Below are 15,924 nucleotides of genomic sequence, written 5' to 3' on the forward strand. Positions count from 1 at the left end.
CTTAAAATTAAGCAAAAAAGACTAAAATAACAGGAATTTTATATGGAATTTATATGTTAAGAATAGTTAAAAAGAATTTAGGTATATATTTTATGATTATTGCTTCTATAGAATTTGCATTTGTAGGTGCTTGTGCAAAAATTCTTAGTGAAGAATTATCGTCGATTGAAATTATGTTTTTTAGAAATATTATAGGCACAGCTTTTATGCTTTATGCGCTTTCAAAATTAAATTTTCATAAAAGTGGCGGACATCTTGGACTGCTTATTTTTAGAGGTATTATAGGAACGATCGCTTTATATCTTTTCTTTTATAATGTTTCTAATATTTCATTAGGTGGAGCTTTTGCTTTTCAAAAAACAGCGCCTATTTTTATAGCTTTGATTGCTTTTTTGTTTTTTAAAGAAAGTTTAGAATTAAAAGCTTGTTTTGGGATTTTGATTGCTTTTATAGGAGTATTATTAATCTGTCAGCCTTTTGCAGATAGCACTACGCATTCAGGTTTTGATTTAAAAAATAGTATTTTAGGAATTTTAAGCGGTTTTTGTGCAGCCTTGGCGCTAACTAGCGTAAGAGAGCTTAGAAAATCATACCCAGCGCCATTTATAGCTTTATCTTTTGTTTTAATTGGTACTCTTATGCCTTTAATGTCTATGATTGTAGGTTCTTTTTATGAAATAAAAGAGCTTGATTTTTTAATTGCTCCTTTTGTTATGCCTAGTCTTAAAGCTTGGATTTTTATTGTTTTGATGGGAATTTTTGGAGCAATGTATCAAATTCATGTTACTAAAGCTTATGGAGTAGCAAAAAAGGCAGGAGTTGTCGCAGGAGTTAGCTATATAGATGTAGTTTTTACTTTATTTTTGGGCATATTATTAGGAGATGAATTTCCTAGCTTAATGGTTTTTATAGGAATTTTTAGCATTATTTTAGGAGGAATTATTTTGGTTAGTAAGCAAACAAAAGGAAAGAAAAATGGAAAATAAAACAGATTTAATTTATGGTTTAGAAGATAGACCACCTTTTGCTAAGGCATTTTTTGCTGCATTAGTGCATTTAATGGCTATGTTTGTTGCTGTGATTACACCTGCTTTATTAATTTGCAAAGGACTTGGGATAGATGATACTAATACGGCTAGAATTATTTGTATGTCGCTTTTTGCTTCAGGCGTTGCTTCGCTTTTGCAGATTAAAACTTGGGGTCCTATAGGGAGTGGACTTTTATCTATTCAAGGGACTAGTTTTAATTTTGTTGCACCTATTATTTTAGGTGGGCTTGTTTTAAAAAATAATGGTTTATCGCAAGAAGCAATGCTTGGAGCCATTTTTGGCACTTTAATGCTTTGTTCTACTACTGAAATGATTATTTCTCAAATTTTACCTTTTATTAGAAGAGTGATTTCGCCTTTGGTTTCAGGTATAGTTGTGATGATTATAGGTCTTAGTTTGATTAATGTTGGCCTTGTGAGTGCAGGAGGTGGATTTGCGGCTAAGGTAAGTGGTGAATTTGGTTCTTTGCAAAATTTATTATTAGCTGGAGTTGTGATTTTAAGTATTATTGTTTTAAATCGTTTTAATAATGCCTATATAAGAATTTCTTCTTTGTTTATAGCTATGATAATAGGGCTTTTAGTAGCTATGACTTTTGAAAATTTTAGTTTTAATTTTAATGAAAATTTACCTTTAGTGTTTTTACCCGATCCTTTACATTATGGTTTGAGTATTGATTATAATCTTATTTTACCTTTGATTTTAGTTTTTATGGTAACTTCTTTAGAAACTATCGGCGATATTAGTGCTACTAGTGAAGTTTCAAATCAGCCAGTTAAAGGCGAACTTTATGCAAAAAGATTAAAAGGTGGGGTTTTGGCTAATGGTTTTAATTCCTTTGTTTCAGCCTTTTTTAATACTTTTCCAAATTCATGTTTTGGGCAAAATAATGGCGTTATAGCTTTAACAGGTGTTGCAAGTCGATATGTTGGATTTATTGTAGCTTTTATGTTGATGATTTTGGGTTTATTTCCTATTGTGGCTGATATTACTTTACAAATTCCAGAGCCTATTTTAGGTGGAGCAACTTTAGTAATGTTTGGTACTATAGCTGCAACGGGAGTTAGGATTATTTCTAAGGAAAATCTAAATCGTCGTTCTATTATCATCATAGCTATGAGTTTGGGTATAGGGCTTGGAGTTTCTAATAATCCTGATATTTTAGAATTTATGCCAATGTGGTTTAAAACTTTATTTTCTTCAGGGATTGCAGCAGGTGGGATTACGGCTATTATTTTAAATTGCGTTTTTCCGCTTGAAGAAAATGAAAAAAATAAAGTAAAATAATAAAAATAAGGAAAAATAATGAAAAAAATGATACTAATAGCAGGTCCTTGTGTAATAGAAAATGAAGAACTTGTTTTTAAAGTTGCACAAGAGCTTGAATGCTTTTTAAAAGATGATAGAATTGATTTTTATTTTAAATCAAGTTTTGATAAAGCAAATAGAACTAGTATTAATAGTTTTAGAGGACCAGGTCTTGAAAAAGGCTTGGAAATTTTGCAAAAAGTGAAAGATAAATTTGGCATGCAAATTCTTACTGATATTCATGAGAGTTCTCAAGCGAGTGTTGCGGCTGAGGTTGTAGATGTTTTACAAATTCCAGCCTTTTTATGCAGGCAAACTGATTTATTAGTGGCTGCTGCTAAAACAAAAGCCAAGGTAAATGTAAAAAAAGGGCAATTTTTAAATCCTGAGGATATTAAATACAGTGTAGCTAAAATTTTACAAACTAGAGGCATTAATGAAGAAGGTTTTGAAATAGCCAAAGAAAATGGAGTTTTTGTAGCTGAGAGAGGTTCGAGTTTTGGCTATGGAAATTTGGTCGTAGATATGAGAAGTTTGGTTGTCATGAGAAAATATGCTCCAGTTATTTTTGATGCTACTCATAGTGTGCAAATGCCAGGAGCAAATGGTGGAAGTAGTGGAGGCAAAAGTGAATTTGTAGAGCCATTAGCAAGAGCTGCTGCTAGTGTAGGCGTAGATGGATTTTTCTTTGAAACGCACATTGATCCTTGCAAAGCTTTATGCGATGGACCAAATATGCTTGATCTTTCAAGACTTAAAAACTGCGTAAATACGCTTTTAAAAATTCAAGAAATCATTTAAAAAAGGAAAATTATGAAGATAATAGAGGGAAATTTAAGTTTAAAAGGTGATGAGAAAATTGCGATTATCAATGCAAGATTTAATCATATCATCACAGATCGTTTAGTTGAAGGTGCTAAAGATGCTTTTTTAAGACATGGAGGCAAGGAAGAAAACTTAAGTCTTATCTTAGTGCCAGGTGCTTTTGAAATTCCTTTTGCATTAAAACAAGCTTGTGAGAGTAAAAAATTTGATGGAATTTGTTGTGTTGGAGCAGTAATTCGTGGAAGTACACCACATTTTGATTATGTAGCAGCTGAAACTACTAAAGGTATAGCAAGTGTAGGGCTTGGAGCTAATGTGCCTGTGAGTTTTGGAGTTTTAACAACTGATACCTTAGAGCAAGCCATAGAAAGAGCAGGTAGTAAAGCAGGTAATAAGGGCTTTGAAGCTATGCTTACTGTGGTTGAAATGCTTAATTTAATCCAAAAAATTAAGGCTTAAAATGGCTACTAGACACCAAGTAAGACAAAGTATAGTTTCTTTGCTTTATGCAGCACAGTTAAATCAAGAAAATAAAGATTTTATCAATGAATTTTTAGATGAGAAAAAAATTCGCAATGACCAAAGAAAATTCACTCTAGATTTATATAATGGTATCAATGAGCAACTTACTTTGCTTGATGAGAAAATTAATGAGTGTTTGAAAGAGCACAAATTAGATGGAGTAGCTAGTATAGAAAAGGCCATTTTGCGTTTAGGTGCTTATGAGATTTTATTTACTTCTACACAAAAAGCGATTATCATTAACGAGGCTATAGAGCTTGCAAAAGAAATGGCAGGAGATAATGCTCCTAAATTTATCAACGGGGTGTTGGATAAAATCAACAAGGAAAAGCAATGAAACTTTGTGTGGCTTTTGATGTGTCAAGTTATGATGAGTGTATTAGTTTGGCTAAAGAATTAAAAGGTTTAGATCTTTGGGTTAAAATAGGACTTAGATCATATTTAAGAGATGGAGTAAAGCTTTTAGAGGCGATTAAAAAAGTGGATGATTTTAAAATCTTTTTAGATTTAAAGCTTTATGATATACCAAATACCATGGCAGATGCTTGTGAAGAGCTTGCTAAGCTTGATGTGGATATGTTTAATATCCACGCAAGTGCAGGTAAAAGTGCTATGTGCATGATTATGGAGCGTTTAAGTGTTTTGAGCAAAAGACCTTTGGTGCTTGCTGTATCTGCTTTAACTAGTTTTGATGAGCAAGAATTTTTTAGTATATACAAACAAGATATCAAGCAAGCTGTTAAGGAATTTTCTAAAATTAGCTATGAAAGCGGTCTTGATGGTATGGTTTGTTCGGTATATGAGAGCTTATTGATTAAAGAAAATACAAATACAAATTTTATTACACTAACTCCTGGAATTCGTCCTTTTGAAGAAAATTTAGATGATCAAAAAAGAGTAGCTGATATACAGTGTGCTAAGGATAATCTGTCAGATTTTATCGTGGTTGGAAGACCTATTTATAAGGCAAAAGAACCTAGAATGGTTTGTGAGAATATATTAGAGCATTTAAAATAAGCCTAGAGGCTTATTTTAAATAAATTTTCATTTTCTTATTTTCTAAAATAATTCCATCATCATCACTAATAATTTGAAATTCTCCATTAAAATATCTTAAGAAGTCGTTTTCAAATTTCATAGATTCTTGATCGCAAAGCATTTTTGTCGAAGCAAGATTATCTTCTATTTTGATACTACTTCCTTGATCTTTATAGTTTCCAAAAAATCTATTACATCCTGATACACCAAAAACTCTTTTATCTTTATTATCAAAACTAATGCTTGCTTTAGTATTTTGAGGAAGTTCATGATTTTTTCCATTAGCTTCATAAGAACTTATAGTAAATTCTTTATTTTGTAAATCATCAACACTTAAATTTGCCACAGAACACCCACTAAAAATAGCTAAGCTCGCTATACTTAATGTGATTATTTTTTTCATTTTTATACTCCTTTGATTTATACATGAAAATGTTTTAATTCATCCTCTAAATTTTGACAAACTATATTTAACTCATGAGCAACATCTAATAAAATTTTTGAAATTTCTTCATTTTTATCACTTAATTTTACCGTTTCTTGCATTTTATCAAGCAAAGATTGCAAAGTTTCTTGTGTGCTTGAAATTTTTTGCATGCAAGCATTTGCTAAATCTCTTGCATTTTCATTGCAAACTTTTACTTCATTGGTTCCTTCTACAAGTTCTTTTGCATCTTGATTTAAAGAGTTAATTTCGTTAGCATTGTGTTTTAACTCTTTAGAAACTTCATTGATACTATCTACCAATTGTTTGGTTACGATGGCAATATTTTTTAAAAATTCTTCTGAATTTTGAGCAAGATTTCTTACATCTTCAGCAATAACTGAAAAGCCACGACCAAATTCTCCAGCACGCGCAGCTTCAATACCTGCATTTAAAGATAATAGATTGGTTTTATCAGCAATTTCTCCCATCATGTCAGAAGCTTTTTTAATCTCTTCTGCTTGTTTTTCCATAACTTCTACTTTTTGAGACAATATATCTTCATTTTCAGCTACAACTTTTACCTTATCTACTACTTGATTTAATGAGTCAAGCATAGTGTTTAAAACTTCAAAAGATTTTGTATTGGCTTTATTTGCGTTATTTGAAAGTTCAGCAAGATCTTGTAATTCTGTATGAATTTGCTCACTTAAATGATAAGATTCATCAGTTTTTGTATGACCTTCTTTAGTTCTATTTGCTAGATCAAGTGCATTAGCATTTAAAAGTTTAGATTGTTTATCTACCATTTGAGAATTTTCATTAGTAGAAATCACTGTATTTTGAATTTTTTCAATAAATTGGTTGATGTAGGTGCAAGCTTTACCTATTTCATCGGTGCTTTTTATATTAATTCTTGCGCGTAAATCTCCATCGCCGCTAGCTAGTTCTTTGGCATGTTTTAAAAGATCTAAAACAGGATTACCTACAACTATTTTTAAAATATAAAGTACAGCAAAAACGGTAAAAAGTAAAGCAACACTAAAGATTATAATATAGGTTCTAGCTGAACTTGCCAAATCATCATCTACATGTTTTAAATCATTGTACATATCCATAACACCCAAAACATCACCTTCTTTAGCATTAGCATGACAAGCAAGACAACCTTTATTGGCGATAAGTGGGCGTATAAGTCTTAGATAATGTCCTTGTTCGTTATTGATTTCAACGGCTTTAATTTCTGGCTTGTTAAATTGCTCGTTGATAATACTCTCATCACTTTTTGTAAAATGTTGTATTTCAAAGAGCTCAACTGTGCTTTTTGAAGGATAAATTTTAATATCTTTTATACCTTCTATTTCACCAGCATCTTTTATAGCTTGTTCTATAATAGCAGGATCGCCCAAATTCATTGCCATTCTTAATGTTTGAAAAACAGAAGTACTTAAAGTATCTAAATGTGTACGGCTGATTCTATCTGTAGTTTGTTGAGAATCTTTTTGTAAGATAATCTGCATGATAATAAAACTAATTAGCAATGTAGAAATCATTGCTAAAGATATTTTTGCACCTATGCTTTTAAACATTTAAAACTCCTTTTATTAGTGTAAAAAGTGTCTTATGCCGCTAAAGTATAATGCGATACCATACTCATTAGCAGCTTGAATAATATCCTCATCTCTTATGCTTCCACCTGGCTCAATGATGGCTTTTACTCCTATTTTGCTAGCTTCATCTATACTATCTCTAAATGGAAAGAAAGCTTCACTTGCTAAAACACAACCATTTAGATCAAGCCCCATTTCCTTGGCTTTATTAATAGCTGCTTTAGCTGCATCGATACGACTTGTCATACCCATACCAATGGCTACCATAGCTCCATTTTTTACATAAACTACATTGTTTGATTTAGTAAATGCAGCAATTTTCATAGCTATTTCAAGATCTTTTAATTCTTGTTCATTAGCTTTTCTTTCGCTTTTTAAAATCGCATTTTTTAATTCATCTTCTTTAACTTCATCACTATCTTGATATACAAAACCACCATCTATGTGCTTAAAATCATATTTATCATAAGCTCTAGTTAAAAATGGCGCTTTTTGTGTAAAGATTTTAATACGCTTTTTATCTTTAAAAACTTCCAAAGCATCATCGTCTACATTTGCTGCAATAATAACTTCTATATAAATTTCATTGATTTTTTGCGCTAATTCTTTGTCTAAGGTTCCATTGATAGCAACAACCCCACCATAAGCACTTAAGGTATCGCATTTAAGAGCATGGATATAGCTTTGGAGTAAGTTTTCTTTTATGGCAAATCCGCAAGCATTTGCATGTTTTACAATGGCTACTGCCGGAGCTTTATCAAAAGCACTTGCTAAATTTAAAGCCGCGTTAATATCGGTTAGATTGTTAAAACTTGCTTCACCTTTTAAGGTTGTAAAATTGTGTGTGAAAAAGTCATCAAATTCATATAAAGCACCTTTTTGATGAGGGTTTTCTCCATATCTTGTGTCAAACACTTTTTGACCTACGATAAATTTACTTGCACCAAAGCCACCATTAAAACGCTCATTCATATAATTTGCTATGTAAGCATCATAATTTGCTGTATGCTCATAAGCTTTGATCATCAATGCTCTTCTAAAATCAAGATCTAAGGTATTATCTTTTAAAGCTTGTATGATTTTATCATAGTCTAAAATATCACAAACGACAATGACATTTTTAAAGTTTTTTGCACCACTGCGTATCATAGCAGGACCACCAATGTCGATATTTTCTACAATCTCATCAAAATCTTGGGTTAAAATTGTAGTTTTTTTGAAAGGATATAAATTCACACAAAGCAAGTCTATACTTTCGATGTTGTAATCTTTGGCTTGTTTTTGATGATCTTCATTTTCTCTTTTGTATAAAATTCCACCATGAATTTTTGGGTGCAATGTTTTAACACGCCCTTCAAACATTTCAGGGCTTTGAGTAAATTCACTAACTTCTTGTACTTGTAAATTATTTTCTTTTAAAAGCTTATAAGTACCTCCGGTGGATAAAAGCTCATAACCTAATTTAGTAAGTTCGCTAGCAAATTCTACAACACCTTCTTTATCACTCACACTAATTAGTGCTTTCATTAATTTTTCCTTTCTATATATTGTTTTAAAAATTCATATGATTCATTAATTTCTTGAAATTTTTTAACACCTTCTTTGATTTTTTCTTCATCACTATTGTTTGCGTTTAAAATATCAGGGTGGTATTTTTTGGCAAGTTCTCTATAGCGTTTTTTAAGCTCTTGTAAGTTTGCATTTTCATTTAAGCCTAAAATTTCACAAGCCTTTTGTAAATTCATACCTGTATTTTGTGTTTGCATAGAGTTTAAAAGTTTTTCAAGTATATTTACATCAAGTTCAAAAGCTCTAATGATAGCTCTTAAGACATCTTTTTTGGTATTGTTAAGTTCTCCATCAATCAAAGCCATTGCTACTAAGACATTTAAAATATTAATTCTTTCTTGTTGTGGTAAAGGCACTTCTTTGATAAACTCTTTGGCTATATCAAAAGTATCATTTAAAGTGTTTTTATGTTCATTAAAACATTGTTTTAAAAAATCTCTTTCTTTTTTATCTTTAGCATTATAATCAAGAATTTGTGAGATCATATTTGCTTCGTTCTCGCTAACTCTACCATCACTTTTTGCTATTTTTGCTAAAAGCGCTATAACATAATAGTTTAATCTCCTTTTAAAGCCATCAATCCTTTCTTCATGATAGCCTTGTTTAAAACCTTGAGAGAAGCTTTTAGCTCCTTTTTTGAAAGAGCCTAAAAGATCATCTTTACCCCAAGTTTTGTAATACCAATAAAATGCAAGAATTGCTAATACCAATAAAACAAAAAGCATTTCTATCCTAAATATTCTTTAAATTTATCAAAATAAATTTTTTGTAGTTTTACTAAAGATATCTTAATATCATCTAAAACGAAATCTTTTTCATGTAAAATTCCAAGTTTTGCAAAATTAATTTTCATTTTGTTTGCAAATTCAATAAAATTTTCTTCATTTTTAACACCAATTACAACTCTAGTTGGACTTTCTTCAAAAATAAAACTTCTGTTTTCAAAATTTGTTTTTACATTTACACCTAAATTCGCCTTTGCACTCATTTTGGCTAAAGTCATAGCAAGACCACCTATGCCTATGCTATTAGCACAATCAAGTAATTTTGCTTCGTTTGCTTTTAGTAAGAAATCCCATAGTTTTAATTCTGCTTTAAAATCTATATCTTCAAGCTCTCCTGCGACTTTTTGATCTAGCACTTTAGCAATCAAAGATCCACCAAAACTACCTTTACTTTCTCCTATTAAATAAATAGCTTGCGTTTCTTTACTAAAGTATGATTTTAAAACATTTTCTGCTTTTTCGTGAATACCAACGCAAGCTATGGTTGGACTTGGAAAAATACTTACTCCATCGGTTTCATTATATAAAGAAACATTTCCGCTTACCACAGGGGTATTGAGTTCTTTACAAGCTAGTTTAATACCTTCACAGCCTTGGGCAAATTGCCACATTACTTCAGGGTTTTGTGGGTTGCCATAGTTTAAACAATCACTAATTGCCAAAGGTCTAGCTCCCGAGCATGCTATTTTTCTTCCTGCACTTGCAACGGCTGCTGCTGCACCGATTTTTGGATTTACATAGTTTAATCTTGAGTTGCACTCAATGGCCATAGAAAGCAAGCAATTATTTTCTTTAATTCTAATGCTATTTGCTCCTAAAGCCCCATCGCTTTTTAAGGTGTTAGTTTGTACGCTTGAGTCAAACTGCTCATAAATATAAGCTTTATTGCTGATATTTTCATTTGCAAGAAGTTTTTCAAAGGCTTCTTGAGTGGGAATGCTAAGTTTAAATTGATAGTTTTTTATTTCATCTAAGTATTTTGGCTTAGCCACAGGTCTATCAAGTATAGGTGCTTTTTCGCTTAGTGGTTCAATAGGGATTAGACCAACTAATTCATCATGCCAAAATAATTCCATTTTGCCAGTATCTGTAACTTCGCCTATAATGGCTGCATCAAGCCCCCACTTATTAAAAATCTCAATAACTTTTTCTTCATAGCCTTTTTTAGCACAAATTAGCATTCTTTCTTGAGATTCACTTAGCATTAACTCATAAGGAGTCATACCTTCTTCTCTCATAGGAGTTTTATCAAGGTAAAGTTTCATCCCGCTACCACTGCGTCCTGCCATTTCAAAAGAGCTTGAAGTAAGTCCTGCTGCACCCATATCTTGAATTCCAACTATATAATCAGTTTTGAAAAGTTCCAAACAAGCTTCCATTAATAATTTTTCAGCAAATGGATCACCAATTTGAACAGTTGGTCTTAAGCTTTTGCTAGATTCATTAAAACTATCGCTTGCCATTACAGCTCCACCAAGTCCATCACGACCAGTTTTTGAGCCTACATAAATTACAGGATTTCCTATACCTTCAGCCTTTGCATAAAAAATATCTTCGATTTTGCAAGTTCCAAGTGCAAAAGCATTAACTAAGATATTTCCATTAAAGCACTCATCAAAAGCACATTCTCCACCTATAGTAGGAACACCCATACAATTACCATAGTGTGAAATTCCACTTACTACACCCTTAACTAAATATTTTTGATGTTTGCCTATTTTTTCATCATGGATATTACCAAATTTTAAAGAATTCATACCTGCAACAACTCTAGCACCCATGGTAAAAACATCGCGTAAAATTCCACCCACACCAGTAGCTGCACCTGCAAATGGCTCTATAAAACTTGGGTGATTATGACTTTCTACTTTAAATACAGCAGCCATTCCTTTGCCTATATCTATTACTCCAGCATTTTCACCAGGACCTTGGATTACCCAAGGAGCTTTAGTTGGAAAGCCATTAAGGTATTTTTTACTTGATTTATATGAGCAATGTTCACTCCACATTGCAGAAATCACTCCAAGTTCTAATAAATTAGGTTCTCTACCTAGTATATTTAAAATTTCTTGATATTCCTCATCGCTAATTTTGTGTTGTTTTATAACTTCTTTATCCATAATTATCTCCTTTTTATTTTCCTAAACAAAAATTACTAAACATTGCATCTAAAATTTCATCTCTTTCAAAATTTTTGGTAAATTGAGCTATTTCTCCTATGGCTAAATTTAATTCAAAAGCAAAAAGTTCTAAAGAACTTTCCTTTAATAAATCTCTTGCACGCAAAATAGCTTCACTAGCATTTTTACAAGCATTGAGTATTAAGGTATTGCTAATTAGCATTCCATCGCCATCTAAAGTATTTAAGTATTCATTTAAACTTTCCTTAATGGCTTGAGTGTTTTTTTGGGCGCAAATGCGTATACAAGAAGTGCTAATTTCATGTTTAAATTTGGTAGCCAAATCACTTTTATTTAAAACATAAATGATTTTTTTATCACAATCTTTTAAAGCTTGTAAAATATGTTCATCTTCTTCTTCAAATTCTTTAGATCCGTCAAAAACAGCTATAATGATATCTGCTTCTTTAATGCTTTCATAACTTAAGTTGACTCCGATTTTTTCTATCTCATCATCTGCGTTTCTTATACCTGCTGTGTCGATGATTTTAATTAAATGTGAGCCTATTTTTAAACTTTCCTCGATACGATCTCTTGTGGTGCCTGCAATATTAGATACAATAGCTCTATCAAATGCTAAAAGCGAATTTAACAATGAGCTTTTTCCGGCATTTGGCTTACCTATAATAGCAACTTTAAAGCCATCTATAAGACCTTTTTTACTTAAAGAAATATCTACTATATCGCTTAAAAGTTTTGAATTTCTTTCACACATGGTAATGATTTGATCAAGTAGATCTTGTGGTAAATCATCATCTGCATAGTCAATGCTAGTTTCTACAAAAGCAAGAGTTTGAACAAGGTCTATTCGAATGGTGTTTAAAAATTTACTTAAATCACCTTTAATATTTTTTGCTATGATATTTGCAGCACTTGTTGATTTTGACATGATAGCATCTTGTATGCTTAAAGCTTTTAAAAGATCCATTTTGCCATTTAAGCAAGCTCTTTTGCTAAATTCTCCAGGATTAGCAAGGCGCGCACCTGCTAAAACAAGCTCATCGAGTAAAATTTCACTCAAAGAAAAACCGCCATGAAGTTGAAATTCTACAATATCTTCTCCTGTAAAAGAGCAGGGTGCTTTAAAATAAATTACTAAAGCCTCGTCTAAAAAGTCATTATTGTTTTTATAAAGTTTGCACAAGTGTGCATAGCGTGGTGCGAGTTCTTTTTTGTGGGTAATTTTTAATGCAAGTTCTAAAGCTTTTTTTCCACTTACTCTAATGATGCTTATAGAGCCCACTCCGTGAGCTGTAGCAATAGCAGCTATCGTGTCATTCATTCATTTTTCTTCAAAAAATCATTCACAACGATATATCTTTGATCGTCATTTTGTTTGATAGCTACATACTTATCAGGAAAGCGTTCTCTTAATTTTTCTAAAGCAAGTTTTAGCCAAATTCCATCTAGTGGTTTTGTTTGAACTCTTCCAGTGTTCTCTACTTTTTCTATGAGAATTTTTAAATAACTATCAATAGCTTGGGTTTGGTTTTCCAAAAATTGCGCTATTTCTAGTCTTGGTTGAATTTTATATTTAGCATTAAGCCAATTATAAAGTAAATATGAAAAAGCTTTATATCTGTGAGCTTCTTTGCCTATAAGTAAGGCCGCATCTTCTCCATCAAGTTTAATTAAAACACAGGTTTCATCCCAAACACTAACTTGCACAACTTTAATATTAAAATCAAAAGTTGCTAGTAAATTTTCTAGTGAAATTTTTATCTCATCAATATAAGAAACAATGTTTTTTTCTTCTGAAGACTCCTTATGAAAAGAATCAAAAATAGCATCATTTTTTACTTTGTAATGTTCTTTAGGTTGAGCAATATTTTCAATTGGTTTTTGAAAATTTTCTTTATATTCTTTTTTATATTCATTTTTTTCAAAATTTTTTTGAGAATATTTGTTAAATTTCTCATTTTGATTTTTTTTAGGTTTTTCATTATGGACTTTTTGAGTTTTTTTATGTCCTTTAATACAGATTATCGCATTTTTTTTAAAAAGGCCAAAAAATCCTGCTTTAGCATGTTGAATAACTTCGTATTCTAAGTCAATCACAGAGCACTCAAGTTGTTTTGAAGCTTCTATGAGTGCAGTTTGTAAGTCTTTAGCTTCTATGTTCATGTTTAGCTATTTCCTCTTTTTTATGGTTTTTGAAAAGCTTATTAACAATTACTTGTTGGATAAGTGAGCATATATTATTTACACACCAATACAAAGTTAAACCTGCTGGGAATGTTAAGAAAAAGAAAGTGAAAATTAATGGCAAGAATTTCATAATCTTTTCTTGCATAGGATCTTGTATAGCCATTGGTGTAATAAGTTGTTGGATAAACATAGTTAGACCCATAAATATAGGTAAAATAAACCATGGATCCATCACAGATAAATCTGTAATCCAAAAAGCCCAAGGTGCAGCTTTAAGTTCTATGGCATTTAGTAAAACTCTATAAATTGCAAAGAAAATTGGAATTTGAATGAGTATAGGTAAACATCCGCTCATTGGGTTTGCACCATGTTTTTTATAAAGTTCCATCATATGTAAATTCATTTTTTGTGGATCACCTTTGTAGTGTTCTCTAATTTCTTTCATTTTTGGTGCTAAATCTTTGAGTTTATTCATAGAAATCATTGATTTGTAAGTAAGTGGGAAAAGAATAATACGCACAATTAAAGTCATCACTACGATAGCCCAACCCCAATTACCCAAATAACCATGTAAGAAATTTAAAAATTCAAACATAGGTTTAGCTATAAAAGTAAACCAACCATATTCTACCACATCATCTAAATCCGCATGAATGCTTCTTAAAATTTCATGCTCTTTTGAACCTATATATCCGGTTGCTTTAAAATTGTTAGTTGCACTTGCAAAAACGATAGAATTTTCGTGATTATCTTTAGTAACTACTGCATTTAAAGGTTTTTCAAAATTATAAAAGAAAGCACTATAATAGCGATCTGAAGCTGCCATAAGGGTTACATTAGAAAAACTTTCATCATTTTCTACATCACCATCTTCTAACATTGTTATTTTATCATCTTTATCTAAGATTAAAACTCCATGTACTGTATAACTATCAACTGCTATATTTGGACGATAACCTGGAGTGATAAAATAAGCTGTATCTTTGCTTAGATTTACTTCTAAATCATAATTTCCATATTTGTGAAAAGTGATTTTTTTAGTTATTATTAAATCATTTAAATTTTGAGTAAGAATTAATGTTGTATTTTCATCATTTACATTGATAGTTTTTTGACTAGCTGTATATACTGTATTGAATGCCTCTTGATTTATCTTTGCATCACTAAATCTTATTTCTAGTGGCAAAGGTGATAAAGAAGTATCTACTAGATTAATGCTTTTACCATTTTCATCTTTATATTTTTCATCGCTTAGATAAAATTTAGCTATTCTACCTAAAGAGTCAATATGTGCTTCAAAATGCTCACTTTTAACAACTGCTATTTCTTCTTTTTGATTAACACTAAGTTCTGTCTTTGGAGCTTGTGTATTTGTATTTGCGGTTGTAGTTTGTGGAGCTGAATTGTTTTGTTCTATATGAGTGATATTTTGCTCATTTTGTGGTGCTTTTGGGATAAAAAAATAATCATAAACTACAAAAAATAAAAATGATAATACAACGGCAATTAATATGCGTTTTTGCTGGGATAAATTTTCTGACACGGATTGTCCTTTGGAAATATAATCTTAATTAAAAAAAATTGATTATCATTGCAAGGGATATAAAAATAATTGAGTTGTTTTAAAGCATTAAAACTAGGTTTAAAACATACACCTGAGTTTAGAGTATTCTTGCGTATTTTAGGATAATCAATACCACCTTTAAAAAACGGATTGCATTTTAAAATTCTTAAAAAAACTGCACCAAATGCTTTGAAAATATTATTTTTTTTAAATTGCCATAAGGCATATTCAGAACAACTTGGATAATACCTGCAGCATTGTGGCTTAAAAGGGCTGATAAAGAGCTGGTAAAATCTGATAAGTTTTAAACAAGCTATTTTATACATCCTATTTTTTTCAAACCCCATTTCAAGTTTTTTTCTAATTTTAAAAAAGGAATTTCAGTAATACTTGTCTTAGCTACAAGTATGTATTTCCCGTTTTCGAGTTGATTTTTAACCTGAAAAAAAGCTGATCTTAAGAGCCTTTTGGCTCTATTTCTAACGACAGCTTTTCCAACTTTTTTACTAGCAACAACAGCAAATTTTTTTTCTTTACTTAAAGTATAAAAAATGATTACACCTTCACAGTGCCACTTTTTACCTTCTTTATAAATTGTTGCAAACTCTCCTAAGTCATTAATACTTAGAAAATCTTTTATACCGCTAATCTTTTTCTACCTTTAGCGCGTCTAGCATTGATCACCTTGCGACCATTTTTGCTTTTCATACGCATGCGGAAGCCATGAGTTCTTTTTTTAGGAGTTTTGTGTGGTTGATATGTTCTTTTCATATTCTTTCCTTAACTTAAAATAAAAAACAAAATAATAAGCGTGTATTTTATCAAAATCTTACTTAAATCTGCTTTTAATTAAGAGTTATTTTAAAAGTTTTTGCTAAATTTTTGTTTTATTTTTATGTAT

17 protein-coding genes are annotated in these 15,924 nt (G+C 31.0%); 6 read left to right on the plus strand and 11 right to left on the minus strand.

Annotation, left to right across the window (positions count from 1 at the left end; genetic code table 11):
• Positions 1 to 53 precede the first annotated feature (53 nt).
• The 6 genes from L8W64_RS02295 to pyrF are packed head-to-tail and all read left to right on the plus strand — an operon-like array spanning position 54 to position 4,722.
• The gene (locus tag L8W64_RS02295) at positions 54 to 986 is read left to right on the plus strand and encodes a DMT family transporter (protein WP_263672784.1); all 933 of its coding nucleotides are present in this window, start codon (positions 54 to 56) and stop codon (positions 984 to 986) included.
• Complete coding sequence (locus L8W64_RS02300; protein WP_263659331.1) at positions 976 to 2,337, plus strand: uracil-xanthine permease family protein; 1,362 nt, start codon at positions 976 to 978, stop codon at positions 2,335 to 2,337. Before L8W64_RS02295 ends, L8W64_RS02300 begins: the two co-directional genes overlap by 11 nt.
• Before the next feature lie 18 nt (positions 2,338 to 2,355).
• Positions 2,356 to 3,159, plus strand: a complete 804-nt coding sequence (kdsA, locus tag L8W64_RS02305) for a 3-deoxy-8-phosphooctulonate synthase (RefSeq protein ID WP_263659332.1) — start codon at positions 2,356 to 2,358, stop codon at positions 3,157 to 3,159.
• A 12-nt stretch (positions 3,160 to 3,171) separates the two neighbouring features.
• Complete coding sequence (gene ribE / locus L8W64_RS02310) at positions 3,172 to 3,642, plus strand: 6,7-dimethyl-8-ribityllumazine synthase (RefSeq protein WP_012661257.1); 471 nt, start codon at positions 3,172 to 3,174, stop codon at positions 3,640 to 3,642.
• 1 nt (position 3,643) lies between these two features.
• On the plus strand, positions 3,644 to 4,042 hold the full coding sequence (gene nusB, locus L8W64_RS02315) for a transcription antitermination factor NusB (RefSeq protein ID WP_263659333.1): 399 nt from the start codon (positions 3,644 to 3,646) through the stop codon (positions 4,040 to 4,042).
• Positions 4,039 to 4,722: an orotidine-5'-phosphate decarboxylase gene (pyrF, locus tag L8W64_RS02320; RefSeq protein ID WP_263659334.1), complete on the plus strand. Its 684-nt coding sequence runs from the start codon at positions 4,039 to 4,041 to the stop codon at positions 4,720 to 4,722. Before nusB ends, pyrF begins: the two co-directional genes overlap by 4 nt.
• A gap of 10 nt (positions 4,723 to 4,732) precedes the next feature.
• Here the strand turns inward: pyrF and L8W64_RS02325 are convergent, their stop codons facing one another.
• From L8W64_RS02325 to rpmH, 11 genes are read right to left on the minus strand one after another with little or no spacing between them, the layout of a single operon-like run.
• A complete protein-coding gene (locus L8W64_RS02325) occupies positions 4,733 to 5,146 on the minus strand; it encodes an META domain-containing protein (protein ID WP_133319320.1) in 414 nt (137 codons plus the stop codon).
• A 17-nt stretch (positions 5,147 to 5,163) separates the two neighbouring features.
• On the minus strand, positions 5,164 to 6,756 hold the full coding sequence (locus L8W64_RS02330) for a methyl-accepting chemotaxis protein (RefSeq protein WP_263672785.1): 1,593 nt from the start codon (positions 6,754 to 6,756) through the stop codon (positions 5,164 to 5,166).
• Between the two features lie 15 nt (positions 6,757 to 6,771).
• Complete coding sequence (purH, locus tag L8W64_RS02335) at positions 6,772 to 8,304, minus strand: bifunctional phosphoribosylaminoimidazolecarboxamide formyltransferase/IMP cyclohydrolase (RefSeq protein ID WP_133319318.1); 1,533 nt, start codon at positions 8,302 to 8,304, stop codon at positions 6,772 to 6,774.
• Positions 8,304 to 9,071: a DnaJ domain-containing protein gene (locus tag L8W64_RS02340; protein ID WP_133319317.1), complete on the minus strand. Its 768-nt coding sequence runs from the start codon at positions 9,069 to 9,071 to the stop codon at positions 8,304 to 8,306. The genes purH and L8W64_RS02340 overlap by 1 nt, the downstream gene beginning before the upstream one ends.
• 2 nt (positions 9,072 to 9,073) lie before the next feature.
• The gene (gene purL, locus L8W64_RS02345; RefSeq protein WP_263672786.1) at positions 9,074 to 11,251 is read right to left on the minus strand and encodes a phosphoribosylformylglycinamidine synthase subunit PurL; all 2,178 of its coding nucleotides are present in this window, start codon (positions 11,249 to 11,251) and stop codon (positions 9,074 to 9,076) included.
• Between the two features lie 13 nt (positions 11,252 to 11,264).
• Positions 11,265 to 12,593 carry a tRNA uridine-5-carboxymethylaminomethyl(34) synthesis GTPase MnmE gene (gene mnmE / locus L8W64_RS02350; protein WP_263672787.1) on the minus strand — a complete coding sequence of 443 codons (1,329 nt, stop codon included), beginning with the start codon at positions 12,591 to 12,593 and terminating at the stop codon, positions 11,265 to 11,267.
• Positions 12,590 to 13,435 (minus strand): Jag N-terminal domain-containing protein, encoded by an 846-nt coding sequence (locus L8W64_RS02355; protein WP_263672788.1) that lies wholly within the window; start codon positions 13,433 to 13,435, stop codon positions 12,590 to 12,592. Before L8W64_RS02355 ends, mnmE begins: the two co-directional genes overlap by 4 nt.
• Positions 13,419 to 15,002: a membrane protein insertase YidC gene (gene yidC, locus L8W64_RS02360; protein WP_263672789.1), complete on the minus strand. Its 1,584-nt coding sequence runs from the start codon at positions 15,000 to 15,002 to the stop codon at positions 13,419 to 13,421. Before yidC ends, L8W64_RS02355 begins: the two co-directional genes overlap by 17 nt.
• Entirely contained in the window at positions 14,966 to 15,349 is a 384-nt protein-coding gene (gene yidD / locus L8W64_RS02365) for a membrane protein insertion efficiency factor YidD (RefSeq protein WP_039664776.1), read from the minus strand. Before yidD ends, yidC begins: the two co-directional genes overlap by 37 nt.
• On the minus strand, positions 15,337 to 15,663 hold the full coding sequence (gene rnpA, locus L8W64_RS02370; RefSeq protein WP_263672832.1) for a ribonuclease P protein component: 327 nt from the start codon (positions 15,661 to 15,663) through the stop codon (positions 15,337 to 15,339). Before rnpA ends, yidD begins: the two co-directional genes overlap by 13 nt.
• Positions 15,660 to 15,794, minus strand: a complete 135-nt coding sequence (gene rpmH, locus L8W64_RS02375; protein WP_263672790.1) for a 50S ribosomal protein L34 — start codon at positions 15,792 to 15,794, stop codon at positions 15,660 to 15,662. Before rpmH ends, rnpA begins: the two co-directional genes overlap by 4 nt.
• Between the last annotated feature and the right edge of the window lie 130 nt (positions 15,795 to 15,924).

This window comes from Campylobacter sp. IFREMER_LSEM_CL1097, assembly GCF_025772225.1.
GTDB lineage: Bacteria > Campylobacterota > Campylobacteria > Campylobacterales > Campylobacteraceae > Campylobacter_D > Campylobacter_D lari_D.